The sequence below is a fragment of the Nonomuraea sp. NPDC046570 genome (assembly GCF_040645915.1).
Classification (GTDB): Bacteria; Actinomycetota; Actinomycetes; order Streptosporangiales; family Streptosporangiaceae; genus Nonomuraea.
The window spans coordinates 1-18,743 of record NZ_JBEYZF010000012.1 but is presented as its reverse complement, the minus strand read 5'-3'; the positions used below and the strand labels follow the sequence as shown (position 1 = coordinate 18,743).

The window sequence follows — 18,743 nt, the reverse complement described above, 5'->3', positions numbered from 1 at the left end:
GTGGGAGCACCACTCAGGCACTCTCCTTCGCGCCCGCCCGGCGGCGCCGGGCGAACCTGGCCAGGACGGCCGTGGCGTCCCGCTTGTCGATCACGTACGCCACGCCCATGAACACCGCCGCCGCCACGGCCCCGGAGCCGAGCGCGACCGCCACGCTGAGCACGCGCGACGCCTCGGCGAGCGGCAGCACCACAGCCATCCCCGCGCCGAAGCCCGCCACTCCCCCCACCACCGCCGCCATGGCGGCCCTGCGGAACCCGGCCAGCGCGCCGGGCCCGGCGACCCTGCGCACGGCCATCACGATCATGATGCCACCCGCGGTCATACCCACCGTGCTACCGAGCGCCAGCGCGCCCACCACGTATCTGGTCTCGGGGGCGAGCAGCGCGAAGAAAGGCTGGCAGACCATCGTGACCGCCCACCCGGCCACGGTCGCGGTGGCGGCGGCCCGCCCGTGCCCGGAGGAGTACAGCACCCGCCCCAGCTGGTACAGCAGTGCGATACCGACCAGACCGGGCGCGAACAGCGCCACCGCCCACGCCATCATCTCCGGGTCGCCGTCGGCGATGCCGAGCTGGAACACCCGCGCGGTCGGTACGGCGATCGCCGCCATCACCCCGGCCGCCAGCCCCGACAGCAGCAGCACCGCCCTGGTCGTCGAGGCGGCGAGCCCGTCGAACCCCGCCTTGTCCCCTTCGGCCGCCCGCCTCGACAGCACGGGGAACGCACTGGTCGCGATCGGCACGGCCAGCACCGCGTAGGGCAACTGCAGCAGCGCCCACGCGTAGTTGTACACGGGCAGCGCCCCGGCTCCGCCCACGTGGTTGGCCAGCCGTACCGCGACGATCAGGGTGAGCTGCTGGGCGACCAGTACCGACACGCCCGCCAGCCCGAGCCTGCGCGCCTCGGCGGCCACGCCGGGCGGGAAGCTCAGCGTGGGCCGCCAGCGCAGGCGCAGCCGGGCCACCGGTCCGAGCACGGTGACGACCATGGCGGCCGCCGCGATCGTCGCGCCGAGCGACAGGGTCAGCTCCCCTGCCGTGGTCAGCTTCGCCAGGTCTTTCTGGGCGCCTTCGGCGACCGGCAGGAAGGCCAGGTAGGAGGCGACGATCAGCAGGCTGGACACCAGCGGCGCCAGAGCGGGGCCGAGGAAGCGGCGGTGCGCCTGCAGCACGCCGTAGATCACCACGGCCACGCCGAAGAACAGCATGCGCGGCGCGAAGACCCGCAGCATGTCCGCGCCGACGGCGATCACCGGGGCGTCCTCGCAGTTCGGCACCTGCGCCCCGGTCAGCAGCGTGACGATGGGTTCGGCGAACAGCGCGATGAGGATCGTCAGCGGCAGCAGGATCAGGGTGACCCAGGTGAGCAGCGCGGAGGCGATCCGGCCCGTCTCGTCCCGGCGCGCGGGATCGGCGGCGGCCCCGGACAGCACCGGTACCACCATGCCGGCCAGCGCGCCGCCCGCGACGAGCTCGAAGAGGACGTTGGGGACGAGGTTGGCGGTGCTGTAGGCGGTGTTCAGGCAGCCGTTGCCGAGGGTCTGCGCCTGCACCAGGTAGCGGCCGAAGCCCACCGCCCTGGCCAGCGCGGTGATCGCGGCGATCAGCAGCGCCGCGCCCGCGACGCCGCGCGCGAGACGACCGGTCATGCGACGGGGCGGCGGCCCAGCATGTCGACCTTGTTGAGCACCCGGTTGCCCGCGATGACACGGGTGAAGCTGATCTTCTCGGAGGCGGCGGTGAGCGCCGCGACGGTGCCGAGCAGCGCCAGCCTGCCGGGGCGGCCGAGCCTGGTCACCGCGGCGAGGCCGAGCAGCGCGCCGAGCGTGTTGGCGCCCGCGTCGCCGAGCATGGCGCGCTCGCCCAGGTCCTCGGGCAGCAGCGCGGCGGCGGCGCCGAGCGGCACCGCGGTCAGCACGGCCGTCACCGGGTCGTCGCGCAGCACCGACAGCGCCAGCAGCGGGCCGCCGGCCAGCAGGCCGACCTTGATGGCGCGGCCGGGACGCAGGTCGAAGAGGTTGGCGAGGTTGGCGCTGCCGGCGATCGCGGCGCCGTTGACGGCGGTGTCGAGGGGGCCCCGCGAGACCAGCGCGGCGGCGGCCAGGCCGGTCGCCCCGATGCCGAGGATCTTCACGGCGCCGCTGGTGACCTCGCCCCTGGCCAGCGCGGACAGGTGGCCTTTGAAGCCCTTGGAGGAGGTCGCGCCGTACAGGTCGTCGTAGGCGCCGAGCGCGCCGCTGCCCGCGCCGACCAGCAGCGCGGCCAGCCGTACCCGGTCGGGGAGGCCCGGGACCAGCGCGGTCGCGGCGCCGACGCCCGCGACGAACGCGGGCCCTTCGAGCATGGTGACGGGCTCGCCCCGGTGGTTGGTGCGCGTCCACCTGCTGGGCTCGGCCTTCTCGTGCGGCTCCGGCCTGCGGGTGCGGGTGAGGGCGGTGTAGGCCGCACGGGCGGCGGCGGCGCCTAGCGCCGCGCCAGCGAGGGCGCACAGCAGAGCACGAGCCATGTCAGCTCCCTGACGACGTGGGGGTGGGGGTGGGAGTGGTGGCAGCCGGCTGGAAGGGCGAGCCGCCGGTGCCGAGACCGTAGTGACCCGCCTTGCCCTGCAACTGCTCGTGCAGGGCGTAGACGACCACGACCCGGCCGGCGGGCATGTCGAGCGTGTCGACGCTGGAGACGGCCGCGCCGACGTCGCCGCTGTCGCGCACGGCGCCCAGCAGACCGCCCGCCGCCGACGACGCGATCGTCCCGGCGACCACCGCGCCCTGGCTTCCGGTGTCCAGTCCGCCGGCGAGCGCGACGAGCGCACCTGCCTGCGCCTCGGCGCTCTCGCCCTCGTACGGCTTCTCGGGGGCGAACATCACCACCGTCGTGGCCCGCTTGGCCGGTGCCCCATCGAGGGAGAGCAGGCCCGCCTTCTCGAAGGCGCTCAGCACACCCGCGAGGGCGGCGTCCTCGGTGCCCGCCAGCGTTTCGTCGTTGGTGACCGTCGCGTCAGCCAGCAGCGTCGCGGCGTTCTGGTACGGGTCGGTGCCCGGGTAGTTGAGCGCGGCTGGCTTGAGCTGGGTGGACAGCTCGTTGATCAGGTTCGACTGGCGGGGGTCGGCGTACTTGTCGGTGAGGGTGATCCGGCCGCTGACGACCGCGCCCGCCTGGACGAGCACCTGCTGCTGGCTCTCCCGCAGGGCCGAGGACGCGCCCGGCGACTCCACCAGGAGCACCCGCTCGCCGGCGAGCTGGGTGCGGACGAGCTGGCCGGTCTCCTGGGTGATGAACGCGTCGTTGGCCGACTCCCGGCCGCGCAGCACGTCGAGCTCCCCGAGCAGGTCCTTGTTGTTCTTGGCCAGATGATCGCTGGTCCGCTTGGCCAGCTCGATCGCCGGATCGGTGAGCAGGGTGCTGCCCATGACGATGCCGACGGCCAGCGCGAGGAAGACCGCGACGATGGAGACGAGGTGATACCGGAAATCGATCACGAGAAGAGTCCGACCAGCCAGAAGGTGAAGGCGTTCCAGATGTCCTGCATGCCGTTCAGCCAGGTCTGGCCGATCGGCGAGCTGAAGACGGCCACGCCCATGGTGACCAGCGCCGTGGCCACCAGCAGCAGCAGCGAGGGCATCGAGATACGGCTGCGGTACAGGCGGCTGACGCCCTTGGCGTCGATGAGCTTACTGCCCACCCGCAGCCTGGTGAGAAAGGTGCTGGCCATGCCCGAGCGGCCCTTGTCGAGGAACTCCACCAGTGTCCAGTGGGTGCCGACGGCGACGATCAGCTCGGCGCCCTTGTCGTCGGCCAGCAGCATCGCGATGTCCTCGCTGGTGCCGGTGGCCGGGAACAGCACCGCTTCCCTGCCGAGCTGGTGCACCCGCTCCAGGCCCGGTGCCCTGCCGTCCCGGTAGGCGTGCACGACCAGCTCCGCGCCGCAGGTCAGCGCCTTGGTGGAGACCGAGTCGAAGTCGCCCACGATCATGTCGGGCAGGTAGCCCGCCTCCAGCAGCGCGTCCGCGCCGCCGTCGACGCCGATGAGCACCGGGCGGTACTCCCTGATGTACGGGCGGAGGGTGGCGATGTCCTCCTTGTAGTGGTAGCCGCGGACCACGATGAGGACGTGCCTGTCGTCCATGACGGTGCGGATCTCGGGCATGCCGACGCCGTCGATGAGCAGCTCGCGCTCGCGGCGGACATACTCCATCGTGTTGACGGCGAACGCCTCGATCTGCACCGACAGCCCGGCGCGGGCCTCGGCCATGGCGGCCTCGATGGTCTCGGCCGTCTCGATGTCGCCCTTGCCGACCACCTCGTCGTCGAGGTAGACGACGCCTTCGTGCAGCCTGACCACGTCGCCGTCGTGAACACGCTCGAACAGCTCGGGGGTGGCGTTGTCGACGAAGGGGGTGCCCGCCTCGACGATGATCTGCGGGCCGAGGTTGGGATAGCGCCCGCTGATTCCGGCGGCAATGTTGACCACCGCCGCCGCGCCACACGCGACCAGCGCCTCCGCGCTGACCCGGTCCACGTCGACGTGATCGATGATCGCGATTTCACCAGACTTGAGGCGCTTGGTCAGCCTCTTGGTCCGTCGATCGACCCTCGCCACTGCCGTGACACCGGGAAGGTCACCGACCTTCCGCCCGCGGAGGTTCCGAATCTTGTTCACAGGAACCTTCATCATGACCATCCTGCCAGAGCGGACGAGCGCAAACGTCGTGCACTGCGCGGCGTGTCAGGTATGTCACACAGAATCACCGATCCGCTGAGGCGATCTCCAGGAGCTCTTCGGCGTGTGCTCTGCCCAGTTCGGAGTCCTCCAAGCCCGCCAGCATCCGGGAGAGCTCGCGCACCCGTCCGTCGTGGTCGAGCCGGACCACGCCGCTGCGCACCACGCTGCCGTCACCGGCTTTCTCCACCACCAGGTGCTGGTCGGCGAACGCGGCCACCTGCGGCAGGTGGGTGACGACGATCACCTGGGCGGTCCGCGCCAGCCTGGCCAGCCGCCGGCCGATCTCGACCGCCGCCTTGCCGCCCACACCCGCGTCGACCTCGTCGAAGACGAACGTCGGCACCGGGTCGGCACCGGCGAACACCACCTCGATGGCCAGCATGACGCGGCTCAGCTCGCCGCCGGAGGCGCCCTTGTTGAGCGGCAGCGGCGGCGCGGCCGGATGGGCGGCCATCCGCAGCTCGACGTCGTCGACGCCGTCGGGCCCGAAGTCGGCCGCGGGGGTGAGCAGCACGGTGACCCTGGCGTGCGGCATCGCCAGCGCGGTCAGCTCAGCGGTGACGGCCTCGCCGAAGCGCTCGGCGGCGGCCGTGCGGATCCTGGTCAGCTCACCGGCCTGGTCGGTCAGCCGGAGGGTGAGCTCGTCGAGCTCGGCCGTCAGCTCGCCGATGCGGTCGTCGTCGCCTTCCAGCTCGGCCAGCCGCTCGGCCGAGCGCTGCGCCCAGGCGAGCACGCCCGCGCTGTCCTGGGCGTACTTGCGGATCAGTCCCGTCAGCAGCGACCTGCGCTCCTGGATCGCGGCGAGCCTGGCCGGGTCGGCCTCGATGGACTCGGCGTAGGCGGCCAGGTCGGTGGCCACGTCGGAGATCAGGTATCCGGCCTCGGCGAGCCGGTCGGCGACCCCGGCGAGCTGCGGGTCGAAGTCGCGCACCGCCTCGACGGCGGAGCGGGCCTCGCCGAGCAGCGAGATCACGTCGCGGGCGCCGCCGTCGGACTCCATCGGGTCGCCGAGCAGCGCGGAGTGCGCGGAGGTCGCCGCGCCGCGCAGCGCGTCGGCGTGCGCCAGCCGCTCCTCCTCGCCGCGCAGGTCGGTGTCCTCGCCCGCCTTGGGGTCGACCTTCTCGATCTCCTCCAGGCCGAAGCGCAGCATGTCGGCCTCCTGCGCGCGCTCCCTGGCCCTGGTGGTGAGCTCCTCCAGGAGCACGGCGACCTGCTTGTGCCGCTTGTACGTCTGGGAGTAGGCCCGCAGCGGCTTGACCAGCTCGTCCCCCGCGTAACGGTCGAGGGCGGCGCGCTGCCTGCCGGGCTGCAGCAGCCGCTGCTGGTCCATCTGCCCGTGCACGGCCACCAGGTCGTCGGCCAGGTACGTCAGCGTGCCGACCGGCACCGTGCGCCCGCCCAGCCACGCCCGGGAGCGGCCCTCGGCCGAAACGGTGCGCGAGATGATCAGCTCGCCGCCCTCGATCTCGCCGCCGACGTCCTCGACCTGCTGGGCGACCCGGCCCTCGGACTCGATGACGAGGGTGCCCTCGATGGTCGCCCGGTCCGCGCCGGGACGCACCCTGGCCGGGTCGGCCCGGCCGCCGAAGAGCAGCCCGAGCCCGGTCACGACCATCGTCTTACCGGCCCCGGTCTCGCCGGTGACCACGTTGAAGCCGGGCGAAAGCTCCAGGACGGCCTCGTCGATGACGCCGAGTCCCTGGATGCGGACCTCCTCGACCCTGGGTCGCACTGGCCACTCCTGTCCCGTCGACACCGAACACCTGTGCGCATGCGATCCTACGCGCTCCCGGCTCCATTGAGTCAGGGACGCACCCTTCCGCGCCAGCCCTGGACTGGCAATTCAAACTTGGCGACCAGGCGGTCGGTGAAGGGTGCGCCGGTGGTCTCGATGCCGTACAGGCGCGCCAGCCGTACCGGCAGCTCGCCTCTGCGGACCTCGACGCGCGAGCCCGCGGGCAGGTCGAAGCGGCGTCTGCCGTCGCACCACAGGACGCCGCCGGGGGTGTCCGGGAGGATCTCGATGGCCAGGGTGGAGCGCGGCGAGACCACCAGCGGCTTGGCGAACAGGGCGTGCGCGCTGTTGGGCACCAGCAGCAGCGCCTCCACCTCCGGCCAGACCACCGGGCCGCCCGCGGAGAAGGCGTACGCGGTCGAGCCGGTCGGGGTCGCGCAGATCACGCCGTCGCAGCCCCAGCGGGACAGCGGGCGGCCGTCGATCTCGGCGACCACCTCCAGCATCCGCTCGCCCTTCTCCACCGCGGCCTCGTTGAGCGCCCAGGTGTCGGCCAGGACCTGCCCGTTCTGCCGGGCGACCACGTCGATGGTCATGCGTTCCTCGACGTCGTAGCGGCGTTCGACGACGCCGTCGACGGCGGCGGCCAGGTCGGCGACCTCCGCCTCGGCCAGGAAGCCGACGTGGCCCAGGTTCACGCCGAGCAGCGGGGTGCCGGCCGGCCTGGCGATCTCGGCGGTACGCAGCAGCGAGCCGTCGCCGCCGAGGACGATCATCATCTCGGCGCCCTTGGCCGCCGCCGGCGTCCCCGGCACCACCTCCACGCCCGCGCAGCCGATCTCCGCGGCCTCCTGGTCGAGCACCCTGACCGTCAGCCCCGCGTCGATCAGCCGGTGGATCACCAGCCGGGCGCTCTCGACCGCCGCGTCGCGCCCGGTGTGCGCGGTGACGACCACGGTACGGCTCATTGCGGCCCCTCCGCGACGGCCCGCTGGATCTCCGCCTCGAGATCGTCCACCGGCGGCGCCCCCTCTCCCTTGCCCAGCCAGATGAGGTACTCCACATTGCCCGAGGGCCCCGGCAGCGGGCTCGCGGTCACGCCGCGCACGCTCAGCCCGAGCTCCCGCGCCTTACCCGCGGCGTCCCGTACGGCTCCCGCCCGCAGCTCCGGGTCCCGCACCACCCCGCCCGCGCCCACCCGCTCCTTGCCCACCTCGAACTGCGGTTTGACGAGCATCACGAAGTCGGCGCGCGGCGCCGCGCAGGCGGCCAGCGCGGGCAGCACCAGGCGCAGCGAGATGAACGACAGGTCGCCGACGACCAGCGTGGGCGGCTCGCCGACCAGCTCGGGGGTGAGGTCGCGCACGTTGAGGCGCTCCATCACGGTGACCCGCTCGTCGGTGCGCAGCGACCAGGCGAGCTGGCCGTACCCGACGTCGACGGCCAGCACGTGGGCGGCGCCGTGGCGCAGCAGCACATCGGTGAACCCGCCCGTGGAGGCGCCCGCGTCCAGGCAGCGGCGGCCCTTCACGCTGAGCTCGCCGAACGCCTCCAGCGCGCCCAGCAGCTTGTGCGCGCCGCGCGAGACGTAGTCGGGCCCCTCCGCCGACTCGGCCACCACGATCGCCGAGGCGGTGTCGACCTGGGTGGCGGCCTTGGCCGCGACCTGGCCGCCGACGGTGACCCGGCCCGCTTCGATCAGCTGGGCGGCCTGTTCGCGCGATCTGGCCAGACGCCGGCGCACGAGCTCGCTGTCGAGCCGGACTCGCCGGCTCACTGGCCGTCCACCGACCCGAGCGTCTCCTCCAGCCCGGCGAAGGCGTCGTCGAACACCGCGACGTGCTCGTTCACGGGCAGCGCGCCCAGACCGGCCAGCCGCGCCACCACGGCGTCGACCCGCTCGTCGCCGGTCTCCTCCGGCAGCTCACTCATGCCCCGACCGTATCGGACGGCGGACACCGCGGCACCATGAAGGCCCCGCCGTTCGTTGAGCGTCGGGGAGACCGATTCCGGTGTACCGGATTTCACCTGCTCCCCATGTGGAACGCTACCTTCCGTAGAAACAGCAGCCTGGGGAGGCAACCAGCTATGGCGACCGTCGACGAGTGCCGGGCCGCGCTGACCAAGCTCGTGGCACAGTTCGACGAGATCGGCGAGGAGGACCGCGCCAAGCACGTGGTCGAGCGCACCGTGAGCTGCCGGATCACCGATCTCGGCCTGATGTTCCACGGGCGGCTGCACCATGGCGGGCTGGACCCGTTCACCGAGGGCCCGCCCGCCGACGGCAAGCCGGCCGACGTCAAGGTCACGATCGCCAGCGACGATCTGATCGCCCTGGTCGACGGGGAGCTGGACCTGGCCCGCGCGTTGCTGGGCGGCCGGGTGAAGATCGACGCCAGCTTCGGCGACCTGCTGCGGTTGCGCCGCCTGCTCTGAGCTACGAGCCGATCAGGTCGAGGACCGGTTTGACGGCGTCCTCGTCCACGGCGCCGTCGCCCGCCGCCGCCCAGGCGGCCGCGCAGGCGGCCCGCAGCCCGTCGATCCGGTCGCCGTCGCCTTCGAGGTGCAGCCGGTCGTCGATCCAGCGGGCCGTCCAGCCGCGCCCTGCCTTCGCGTAGGGCAGGTGGAGGGCGGCCAGGTCGTCGGCCACGTACGTCGGCCGGTGCTCGGGCGGGGCCGTCAACAGGTCGAGCGGCGTGGCCACGCCGGTGAGCACGAGCAGGCTGTCGACGCCGGCGTTCGCGGCGCCCTCGATGTCGGTGTCCAGCCGGTCGCCCACCACGAGCGGGCGGCGGGCGCCGGTACGGATCATCGACTCGCGGTGCAGCGGCGGCTCCGGCTTGCCCGCGACGACCGGCTCGACCCCGGTGGCGGTGGCGATCACCCGGATCATCGCGCCGTTGCCCGGCACCTCGCCGCGGCCCGTGGGCATCGTGCTGTCGGCGTTGGCGGCCACGAACCACGCGCCCTGCCGTACGGCCAGCGTGCCTTCGGTGAGCAGGCCGTAGGAGATGTCCGGTGACATGCCCTGGACCACCGCGACCGGCGCCTCGGCCGCGGTGGACACCGGCCGCAGCCCGCGGTCCCGTACCGCCTGCCGCAGCCCCATCCCGCCGACCACCAGCACGGCCGCGCCGGGCTCGACCCGCTCGGCGACCAGCCGGGCGGCGGCCTGGGCGGAGGTGACCACGTCTTCGGCGCTCGCCGGGACGCCGAGCGAGGTCAGGTGGGCGGCGATGGCGGCGGGGGTGCGGGAGGCGTTGTTGGTGACGTACGCCAGGCGGACCCCCTCGCGGTGGGCCCGGTGCAGCGCCTCGGGGGCGCCGGGCACCGCCTGCCTGCCGAGGTAGACGACCCCGTCGAGATCGAGCAGCAACGTGTCGTACCCGTCGATCAGCACCATGTCTCTTTCCGTCGTGACTCTCCCGCCGCGTGAGACTCTAGCCGCGAGGTCCGCGGGCGCCGTTCGATTCGCAGGTCGCTCACATCTCCTTGCGGGCACGGAGCGTCGCCCGCACGCTCTTCAGCGCCGACACGTAGTGGCGCTGGTCGGGCCGCATGGCGACGGCGATGGCGAGCGGCTCCTGCGCCCCCTCCATGTCGCCGGTACGCCACAGGGCCAGCCCCAGCCCGAAGTAGGCGTAGTCCTCGGCGGGGTTGGCGTCCACGATCCACCGGAAGCTGTCGGCCGCCTCGGCGTACTGCCGGGAGTTGAACTGGGCGCGGGCCAGCGCCTCCCGGATGCTGCGCGACTCGGGCTCCGCCTCGGCCGCCCGCTCCAGCAGGGCGGCGGCGGCCGCCGGGCTGCCCTCCGCCAAGAGCTTCACACCACGCTGATACCAGTCGTAGACGTCCCCCACCGGAGCCCCTGGGGCAGGGTCGGGGGTGTTCGCCTCGTGGATCATGTACGGGGCCTCCTTTATCGACGGACTCGTGACGAACCGTTGGGGTGCACAGGGCAGATGCGGACCTTTGTGGGAACATGCCCGGTATGGGGACTCCTGAACTGCCAGTGCCCGACGGGCTGGTGCTACGACCCTTCCGAGCCGTTCGATTCGCCGTCGCGGACCTGGCCGCCGTCACGTCCCCGCCGTACGACCTCATCGGCAGAGGCGACGTGGAACGCCTCCTCCTCTCCCATCCCAACAATGTCGTCCGCCTCACGCTTCCGTTCCCCGCCTTCGGTCCGGACGACCCTCCTGCCCCGGTCGCCGCATCCGGCCCCAACGGCCCCGCGGGCAGCGCTGATCCGGCGACCGACACCAAGAGACCGGGCGACAGCCCTGACCCAGGCGATCCCTTCATCCCCGCCAACGCCCCTACACCAGGCGACACATCCACTTTCGGCAGCGCCCCCCGCGTAGACGCCGCCCCCGGCTCCACCAGCACCCCCGGTGTGGACGCCACCCCCGGCTCCACCAGCACACCCGGTCTGGACGCCGCCCCCAGCTCGACCGGCACCCTCGGGTCGGACGCCTCTCCTGGTCCGGCGGGCGCCCCCGGTCCGGCGGATGTTCGCGACTCCGGCGAAGCCTCTGATCTGGTGCGGGTCCTGAGCGCGGGCGATGAGAAGTACGCCGAGGCCAGGGACACGCTGCGGGCGTGGCTGGCCTCCGGGATACTCGTCGTCGACGAGCACCCGGCCCTGTACGTCTACGAGCAGAGCGGCCCCGGAGTGCTGCAACGCGGCCTCATCGGCGACGTCTTCCTGGCCGCCCCCGAACAGCACATCGTGCTCCCCCACGAAGACGTCATGCCGGGCCCCGTCGCCGACCGCCTCGCCCTGATGAGCACCACCGAGGCCAACCTGGAGCCGATATTCCTGCTCTACGGTGGCGGCGGCGGCCCCGCGACCGCCCTCGTCGAGGAGGTGGCCGCGACCAGGACGCCGCTCACCGACATGCGAACCGACGACGGCCAGCGGCACCGACTATGGGCCATCACCGACCCCGCCGAAGTGGACCTCGTCAACGCCGGCCTCCACGACCACCAGGCGCTGATCGCCGACGGCCACCACAGGTACGCGACCTACCGGGCCCTGCAGCGGCAGGAACACACCGCGCACGGCACCAACGGCCCCTGGGACTTCGGACTCGCCCTGCTCGTCGACTCCACCGCCTACCCTCCCGATCTCAAGGCCATCCACCGCGTCATCCCCGGTCTCCCGCCCACCCAGGCCACCGCCCGCGCGAAAGGCTCCTGGCAGGTCCACGACTTTGCCAGCCTCGCCGAAGGCCTGGCCGCCCTGGAGACCGCGCCAGAGCCCTCCTTCCTGCTGACCGGCGAGGAGAACGGCGCCTGCCACCTCCTGACCACCCCCGACCCGCTCCAGCTCTCCCATGCCATGCCAGCCGACCACTCCCCCCGCTGGAACGCGCTCAACACCGCCGTACTCGCCGAGTTCGTGATGCCCAAGGTCTGGGGGATGCGCGACGACGAGTGGGCGGTCCGCATCGTCCACCACGACGCCCACACCGCCACCCGCCTGGCCATCGAGTCCGGCGGAACAGCCGTGATCCTCAACCCTCTGAAGGTCGAAGAGGTCCTCGCCGTCGCCGCGCTGGGCGAACGCGTCCCCAGAAAATCAACCTCCTTCGGCCCCAAGCCCCGCACCGGCCTCCTCCTCCGCACCTTCGCCATCGACTAGCCCCCGCCCACCTCCTGCCCCACCACCCCAAAACACCCACCCCACCCCATCCCAAAACACCCACCCCACACGCCACACCTCGCCCCACAGCCCAGGCCCCCTGCTCACCACGCCTCCTCACCGCAGTCGTTCTCACCGCAGCCCTCCTCACCCCACGCCCCGTCCTCACCTCGCGACTCGCGCACCCCATGGGCGGCAGGTGTCGACACCGTGAACAGAGCCGCGCAGCCGTACCAAGAGGCGCGCAGGAGGCGGTTTGGCCTGGCGGTTTGGCCTGGTATGCCGCACGCCGTAGCACCAGACCTCCACCACCGCCGAGCCCCGCGATCCCGCCGATCGCCTCTTACACGGGACCGCACAGGAGGAGTCTCCGATTTGTGAGCACGGTCGGAGGGATGAGAACGTGATTCTGGGGATCGTCCTTTCTGAATTGAGGTGGGCTGTGGATAACATCACCGAACTCGGCGGCGACGTCTACGAGATCGACACCAAGATGGCCGGTTTTTCGGGTATCACCGCCGGATACTTGATCTTGGGCGACCGGCCGTGCCTGGTGGAGACCGGCACATCAACCTCGGCGCCGATCGTCCGCGACGCTCTGGCCTCCCTGGGAGTGGGCCCCGAGGATCTCGCCACGGTGGTGGTCACGCACATCCACCTGGACCACGCGGGCGGAGTGGGCGACATCGCCAGATTCTTCCCTTCGGCGCAGGTCGTGGTGCACGAGAAGGGCGCCCGGCACCTGGTCGATCCGGCGAGGCTGATGGCCAGCGCCAAAATGGTGTGGGGCGACCAACTTGACACACTGTTCGGCGAGATGTTCCCCACCGAGGCCGAACGCATCGTGGCGCTGGGCGACACCGGCGCCATCGACCTGGGCAACGGCCGTACGCTGAGCAGCCACTACTCCCCCGGCCACGCCAAGCACCACGTGGGCCTGATCGACTCGGCGACCGGCGACCTGTACGTCGGGGACGCCGCCGGCGTCTACCTCCCCCAGACCGGCGACCTTCGCCCCGCCACCCCGCCGCCGGACTTCGACCTGGAGACCGCGCTCGACTCGATCGCCCTGTTCGGGGCCCTCGGCCCGCAGCGCCTGCTGTTCAGCCACTACGGCCCGGTCGACGCGGTCCAGGAGACGCTGGAGCGCTCGGCGGAAGAACTTCGCGTATGGGTTGACCTGACCAAGCAGGCGCACTCCGAAGGGCTGGACCTGGACCACGCCGTCGCCATGGTCAGGGACCGTACCCGCGAGCGCTACACCGCTCTGCAGACCGACGACGAAACCGCCGAGCAGTTCGAGCTCCTCAGCGGCGCCCCCTCCAACGTCGCCGGCATCCTCCACTGGCTCAACCGCGCCTCCCCGAACGGGAACACGACGCGTCGTTGAGCCCGGCCCAGCGTCGCGGCCCGCGCGGGCCCCGGCGAGGCGCCACAACGAAATCGCCGGGTACGGCATGCGCGGCGCATGCCGTACCCGGCGATTCGATTCGATCCCGCAGGTCCCGCCGTACGGCGAAAAGCCGTTAGGCGTCCTTGGCGTCGGGCTTGTCCGGTGTGTCTAGGACGTCACCGAAGTTGGGCTCGATGAACGCCGGACCGATACCCGCGGCGGGCGTCTCCGCAGCAGCGGCCTCGGCCTGCACCGGCTCAACCGCCTCACGCGCGGAACCGCCGTCATCGTCGGACTCGTCCTCGTCAGAGTCGTCCTCGTGCTCGTCGCCCTCGTCGTCCGACTCGTCATCATCCGACTCGTCATCATCCGACTCGTCATCGCCCGACTCGTCATCATCTGAATCATCCGACTCGTCGTTCTCGACGACCTCGTTGGCGGCGGAGTCTTCGAGCTCTTCGAGCTCGTCCTCCTCCTCATCGTCATCGAGCACATCGCCACCGGCAACCTCGACAACCCCAACCGGAGCCTCATCGAAGTCGGTGTCCGAGTCGGCATCGGCATCAGTGTCGGCATCGGTGTCCGAGTCGTCCTCGAACTCCTCCTCCAGGTCCTCGATGACCGCTCCGGTGATCTCCGCGTACCGCTCGGCCGCGTCGGTCTCGCCCTCGTCGTCGAAGGCCATGGCCCTGCCGAACCAGTCGGTGGCCGCCTCCTCGTGCCCGGCCTCGGCCAGCGCGTCGGCGTACGCGAACGACAGCCTCGCCGACCACGGCCTGGGCTGCGGATCCCGCAGTTCGGGCAGACGCTGCAGGGTGATGACCGCGGCGTCGTGCTGTCCCAGATCGCGCCTGGCGCCCGACTCGACGATGGCGAGTTCGATCCGCCCGGCCCGGTCGAGACGCTCGGCCTCGGGCGAGCGGACCAGGTCGAGCGCCCGCTCGGGACGCCCCATGCCGCGCTCACAGTCCGCCATGACCGGCAGGTACGCATCCGAACCGGTCATCCGACGCGCCGCACGCAGATCGCTCAGCGCCTCGGAGAAGTGACCGGCGCGGTAGGCGACGATGCCGGCCGCCTCGCGGACGACGCCGATGCGCGCGGCGAACCTGCGAGCGACCTTGGTGTGCTCGTGCGCCCTGTCGGGGTCGTCCTCGCTGAGCGCCCGCTCGGCCGCGACCAGGTGCCTGCCGACCAGCTCGGACAGGTCCCCGGGCAGGGAGCGCAGCTCGTCGCGGACATCCTTGTCGAGCTCTTCGGCGGTGATGTCGGGCGCGACCTCGGGCAGCGGCTCACGACGCGGCGCCTCATCCCGTTCGTCCGGCCTGCCGTACCTCGCCCTGCCCTGTCCCTCGGGACCGTCACTCTGGAACCGGTCGCGAGAGAACGGCCGGGAGTCACCCTCACGGCGCGGACCGCGGTCATCCCGCTGCTGGAACCCGCCACGGTCATCCCGGCGCGGGGCCCCACCACGGTCGTCACGACTCTGGTACGGCCGCCCGCCCCGGTCATCGCGATCACGGTAGCCACCCCCGGGACGATCATCCCGCCCCTGGAACGGACGCGACGGCCCCCGGTCATCCCGACGCTGGAACCCACCCTCACGAGGCGCACGGTCATCCCGGCGCGGGGCCCCACCACGGTCGTCCCGCCGCTGGAACCCGCCCTCACGAGGCGGACGGCTGTCCCGCTGCTGGAACCCGCCACGGTCGTCCCGACGCGGGGCCGCACCACGATCGTCACGACTCTGGTACGGCCGGCCGCCACGGTCGTCGCGGTCGCGGAAGCCGCCCCTGGGACGGTCGTCGCTCGGACGGTCGTCGCGGCTGGCGTACCCACGCTCGTCACGGTTCTGGAACGGACGCGAAGGACCGCGATCGTCCCGCCGCTCGGAGTCCCGGCGCGGACCGCGATCGTCCCGGCCCTGGAATCCCCCACGGTCATCCCGACGCTGGAACCCGCCCTCACGAGGCGGACGGCTGTCCCGCTGGAAACCACCCTCGCGGCGCTGGTATCCGCCCTCACGAGGAGCGCGATCGTCCCGCTGGAACCCACCCGCACGCGGCCCACGGTCATCCCGACCCTGGTAACCACCCTGACGAGGCCCACGGTCATCGCGGCCCTGGTAGCCGCCTTGGCGGGGGCCCCGGTCGTCCCGGCCCTGATAGCCGCCCTGACGAGGCCCACGGTCGTCGCGGTTCTGGGCCGGCCGGTCGTCCCGCCGCTGGAATCCGCCCTCACGGGAAGCGCCGCTGTCCCGCTGATAGCCACCCTCACGCGGCCCACGGTCGTCGCGGCGCTGGAACCCGCCCTCACGAGGAGCGCGGTCGTCCCGCCGCTGGAAACCCCCCTCGCGAGGCGGACGGCTGTCCCGCTGGAAACCACCCTCGCGGCGCTGGTATCCGCCCTCACGAGGAGCGCGGTCGTCCCGCTGGAAACCCCCCGCACGCGGCCCACGGTCATCCCGACCCTGGTAGCCACCTTCACGGGGAGCGCGGTCGTCCCGCCGCTGGAAACCCCCCTCGCGCGGTCCGCGGCTGTCCCGCTGGAACCCACCGGCGCGCGGCCCGCGGTCATCCCGGCCCTGGTAGCCGCCCTCGCGAGGAGCGCGGTTGTCACGCTGGAACCCGCCTTCGCGCGGCCCACGGCTCTCACGCTGCTGGTACCCGCCCTCGCGGGGGGCTCGGTCATCGCGGCGCTCGAAGTCACGCCGTCCACCGCGGTCGTCGCGGCTGCCGCCCCTGTCGTCCCGCCCTCGGTATCCCCCACGGGACCGGTCGTCGGACCTGAACGGACGGTCGCCGCGGGAGTCCCGCGACCCCTGATCCCCCTTGTCGCGGGGGCTGTCGCCGCGCCCGCTCTGTCCGCCCTGCTCGCGGCGGCCCTCGCCGTCCGATCCGTTATCTCTGTTCACTTCTGGTCCATTTCGTTGGCCTCACTCAGCGGACTCGTGCTCCAACGCGACGGTCCACCGTGGCTGATCGCTGCCCGATTCCCGGGGCTGACGCGACGAAGGCCACCCGTGGTGGGGTGGCCCGGCGCCTCCAGCCTAGCAAGCCACAGGGCATCCCCGTGACCGGCTCCGACGGATATACCCCCATGCCACCAAGTGGTCCGATCGCACCTGTCAATTCCAGGTAATCCGCCCGAGCGCCCGACCTCGCTGGGCGGCCAGCCGTACCGCCTCGGCGTGCGCGGGCCGGGGCGGCAGGGTGCCGCGTACTCGCAGGGTCAGGTCGAGGCGCTCGCCGGTGGACTTCGGCCGCCAGGTCGCGACGATCTCTCCGTCGCTGAGCACCACCCCGGGGTTGCCGCTGGAACGCCAGATCTCCCGCCGCCATGCCCGATCGGACACGAGCCGCCCCCGATCCCGAGTCTGCAGGTACGGATCGTGCGGGGGCAGAAACCTGACCCCCTCAGGCCGGGGCGGGAAGGCGAAGAAGTCGGCGTCGGCAGCATGGATCCACCGCCCGCCCTCGGCCTCGACCAGCTCCTCGGCGGCGAACTCCCGCCGGGCCCGCGCCCGCCCGATCCCACCCCACTCCGCGTACTCCTCCGCGTTCGACGGCCCATAACACCGCAGGTACCGCCGCATCAGCTCCCCCCGCACCGGCCGCCCGACCTCCCTGCCAAGCCATTGGCCGGTACGGCGAAGCAACGGCGAACGCCCTTCCCGCCCGCCATGCCAGAGCAGCCCCTTCAGCGACAGAACGGGCAGCACGAACCGCACGATCGACTCGCCGAGAAACTGCCCCGACGCGTACCAGGACGCCGACCGCCAGGCCTTCCGGTCGGCGTGGCCCGGCAGCCGGTCGGTGAGAGCGCCGCCGAGCTCGCGCCCGAGGTCGTTCTTGGTCATCGCCCGGCCGTCCAGCACCTCCAGCAGGGCGGCGGCGGCCAGCTCGACCGCGTCGGTGGCGCTCAGCCGTACCTTGTCGAGGGCCTGCAGCGCGCCCGGCAGGTAGTCGCGCAGTTCCTCCTCGCCGTCGGGCAGCAGGCCGAGGGTGACGACCCCGGCGTCGGCAGCGGGGAAGACATGCGGAGCGGCACGCAGCGAGAACGCCTGCAGCAGCGTCCTGTCCCGTTCGATCGCCGCCTCGGTGCCGGTCGCGTCGTCGACCCTGGCGTTGAGTGCCAGGCCCGCCGCTCCCTGCGGCGCGTTCTGCACCCCGCAGCGCCCAGCGGCCTCGACGACGTCCGCCCCGCGCACGCCAAGACCGTGCCCCGCCAGCCGGAACGCCGTCACCCGCGCCATGCCGATATTCAATCGCTTCCAGCGGGACATCCCAGGAAGATGACCGGCATGTCACTACGCTTTCACGAGATATCCGAAGCCGGCCACCGCCTGCTGAACCCGCTCAGCGACGGCAAACTCGACCTGATCGGCGAGATCTGCCGGATCGAGGAGGGCAGCCGCCAACTCGACCTCGCCTGCGGCAAGGGCGAGATGCTGGCCCGCTGGGCCGCCCGGTACGGCTTGCACGGCGTGGGCGTGGATCTGAGCGAGGTGTTCCTGGACGCGGCTCGCCGGCGGGCGTCCGAGCTGGGGGTGTCGTCGCGCCTGGAGTTCGTGGCCGGTGACGCGGGAGCGTACCAGGCCGAGCCCGCGTCCTTCGATCTCGTCTCCTGCATCGGCGCGACCTGGATCGGCGGCGGCCTGGAGGGCACACTCGCCCTGATGCGCCTCGCACTCCGCCCCGGCGGCCTCGTGCTGGTCGGCGAGTGCTACTGGGCCACTCCGCCGCCTCCGGAAGCGGCCGAATCCCTCGGCTTCGAGCCCGGCACCTTCACCTCGCTCTCCGGTACGGAGGACCGTTTCGAGGCGAGCGGCTTCGAGCTCATCGAAATGGTCCTCTCCAACGAGGACGACTGGGACCGCTACTACGCGCCCCAATGGCGCACGCTCAGCGACTGGCTCCTGGCCAACCCCGACGACGCCGACACCCCCGCGATACGCGACTTCCTGCACCGCAGCAGACGCTCCCACCTCGAGTACGGCAGGCAGCACCTGGGCTGGGGCGTCTTCATCCTCCGCTCCCGCACCTGAACACGAGAGAACCTGAGCGAGGGTCGAAAGGCACGGCCGGAGGGGGAAACGAAAAAGGGCCACCTCGTCGGGGTGGCCCTTTCGCATCAACGCCCGGGAGGGGTAAACGACGAAAGGGCCACCCCATGCGGGGTGGCCCTTTCGTATCAATATTTGTGCGGCGGCGACCTACTCTCCCACACCCTCCCGAGTGCAGTAC

The 18,743-nt window shown here is 72.0% G+C and carries 17 protein-coding genes; 5 read left to right on the top strand and 12 right to left on the bottom strand.

Going from position 1 to position 18,743, the window contains the following annotated elements:
* Positions 1 to 13: 13 nt before the first annotated feature.
* The 8 genes from ABZ911_RS20400 to ABZ911_RS20365 all read right to left on the bottom strand — a co-directional run bounded on the left by ABZ911_RS20400 (position 14) and on the right by ABZ911_RS20365 (position 8,389).
* A complete protein-coding gene (locus ABZ911_RS20400; RefSeq protein WP_358057666.1) occupies positions 14 to 1,651 on the bottom strand; it encodes a lipid II flippase MurJ in 1,638 nt (545 codons plus the stop codon).
* A complete protein-coding gene (locus tag ABZ911_RS20395) occupies positions 1,648 to 2,508 on the bottom strand; it encodes a hypothetical protein (protein ID WP_358057663.1) in 861 nt (286 codons plus the stop codon). The genes ABZ911_RS20400 and ABZ911_RS20395 overlap by 4 nt, the downstream gene beginning before the upstream one ends.
* A gap of 1 nt (position 2,509) precedes the next feature.
* A complete protein-coding gene (locus tag ABZ911_RS20390; protein ID WP_358057660.1) occupies positions 2,510 to 3,478 on the bottom strand; it encodes a copper transporter in 969 nt (322 codons plus the stop codon).
* Entirely contained in the window at positions 3,475 to 4,671 is a 1,197-nt protein-coding gene (gene steA, locus ABZ911_RS20385) for a putative cytokinetic ring protein SteA (protein ID WP_358057657.1), read from the bottom strand. The genes ABZ911_RS20390 and steA overlap by 4 nt, the downstream gene beginning before the upstream one ends.
* A 73-nt stretch (positions 4,672 to 4,744) precedes the next feature.
* Positions 4,745 to 6,454: a DNA repair protein RecN gene (gene recN, locus ABZ911_RS20380; RefSeq protein WP_358057654.1), complete on the bottom strand. Its 1,710-nt coding sequence runs from the start codon at positions 6,452 to 6,454 to the stop codon at positions 4,745 to 4,747.
* A 71-nt stretch (positions 6,455 to 6,525) separates the two neighbouring features.
* Positions 6,526 to 7,425: an NAD kinase gene (locus tag ABZ911_RS20375; RefSeq protein WP_358057651.1), complete on the bottom strand. Its 900-nt coding sequence runs from the start codon at positions 7,423 to 7,425 to the stop codon at positions 6,526 to 6,528.
* Positions 7,422 to 8,234, bottom strand: a complete 813-nt coding sequence (locus ABZ911_RS20370; RefSeq protein WP_358057648.1) for a TlyA family RNA methyltransferase — start codon at positions 8,232 to 8,234, stop codon at positions 7,422 to 7,424. Before ABZ911_RS20370 ends, ABZ911_RS20375 begins: the two co-directional genes overlap by 4 nt.
* Positions 8,231 to 8,389 (bottom strand): hypothetical protein, encoded by a 159-nt coding sequence (locus ABZ911_RS20365; RefSeq protein ID WP_358057645.1) that lies wholly within the window; start codon positions 8,387 to 8,389, stop codon positions 8,231 to 8,233. Before ABZ911_RS20365 ends, ABZ911_RS20370 begins: the two co-directional genes overlap by 4 nt.
* Positions 8,390 to 8,545: 156 nt before the next feature.
* On the opposite strand from ABZ911_RS20365, the gene ABZ911_RS20360 reads away from it, so the two are divergent.
* A complete protein-coding gene (locus ABZ911_RS20360; RefSeq protein ID WP_358057642.1) occupies positions 8,546 to 8,893 on the top strand; it encodes an SCP2 sterol-binding domain-containing protein in 348 nt (115 codons plus the stop codon).
* A gap of 1 nt (position 8,894) precedes the next feature.
* Here ABZ911_RS20360 and ABZ911_RS20355 read toward each other — a convergent pair whose 3' ends face one another.
* Positions 8,895 to 9,860 carry an HAD-IIA family hydrolase gene (locus ABZ911_RS20355; RefSeq protein WP_358057639.1) on the bottom strand — a complete coding sequence of 322 codons (966 nt, stop codon included), beginning with the start codon at positions 9,858 to 9,860 and terminating at the stop codon, positions 8,895 to 8,897.
* Positions 9,861 to 9,939: 79 nt separating this feature from the next.
* Positions 9,940 to 10,362, bottom strand: coding sequence for a tetratricopeptide repeat protein (locus ABZ911_RS20350; RefSeq protein WP_358057636.1), 423 nt, complete (start codon positions 10,360 to 10,362; stop codon positions 9,940 to 9,942).
* A gap of 86 nt (positions 10,363 to 10,448) precedes the next feature.
* Here ABZ911_RS20350 and ABZ911_RS20345 point away from each other — a divergent pair, with 86 nt between their 5' ends.
* Together ABZ911_RS20345 and ABZ911_RS20340 are read left to right on the top strand one after the other, a co-directional pair.
* Positions 10,449 to 12,104 (top strand): DUF1015 family protein, encoded by a 1,656-nt coding sequence (locus ABZ911_RS20345; RefSeq protein WP_358057633.1) that lies wholly within the window; start codon positions 10,449 to 10,451, stop codon positions 12,102 to 12,104.
* 442 nt (positions 12,105 to 12,546) lie between these two features.
* On the top strand, positions 12,547 to 13,494 hold the full coding sequence (locus ABZ911_RS20340; protein ID WP_358057630.1) for an MBL fold metallo-hydrolase: 948 nt from the start codon (positions 12,547 to 12,549) through the stop codon (positions 13,492 to 13,494).
* A 136-nt stretch (positions 13,495 to 13,630) separates the two neighbouring features.
* Here the strand turns inward: ABZ911_RS20340 and ABZ911_RS20335 are convergent, their stop codons facing one another.
* Positions 13,631 to 14,503, bottom strand: coding sequence for a hypothetical protein (locus tag ABZ911_RS20335; RefSeq protein WP_358057627.1), 873 nt, complete (start codon positions 14,501 to 14,503; stop codon positions 13,631 to 13,633).
* A gap of 126 nt (positions 14,504 to 14,629) precedes the next feature.
* Here ABZ911_RS20335 and ABZ911_RS20330 point away from each other — a divergent pair, with 126 nt between their 5' ends.
* Positions 14,630 to 16,573: a hypothetical protein gene (locus ABZ911_RS20330; protein WP_358057624.1), complete on the top strand. Its 1,944-nt coding sequence runs from the start codon at positions 14,630 to 14,632 to the stop codon at positions 16,571 to 16,573.
* A gap of 51 nt (positions 16,574 to 16,624) precedes the next feature.
* On the opposite strand, the gene ABZ911_RS20325 is transcribed toward ABZ911_RS20330, so the two are convergent.
* The gene (locus ABZ911_RS20325) at positions 16,625 to 17,782 is read right to left on the bottom strand and encodes a crosslink repair DNA glycosylase YcaQ family protein (RefSeq protein ID WP_358057621.1); all 1,158 of its coding nucleotides are present in this window, start codon (positions 17,780 to 17,782) and stop codon (positions 16,625 to 16,627) included.
* Between the two features lie 18 nt (positions 17,783 to 17,800).
* Here ABZ911_RS20325 and ABZ911_RS20320 point away from each other — a divergent pair, with 18 nt between their 5' ends.
* On the top strand, positions 17,801 to 18,544 hold the full coding sequence (locus ABZ911_RS20320) for a class I SAM-dependent methyltransferase (RefSeq protein ID WP_358057618.1): 744 nt from the start codon (positions 17,801 to 17,803) through the stop codon (positions 18,542 to 18,544).
* Positions 18,545 to 18,743 lie beyond the last annotated feature (199 nt).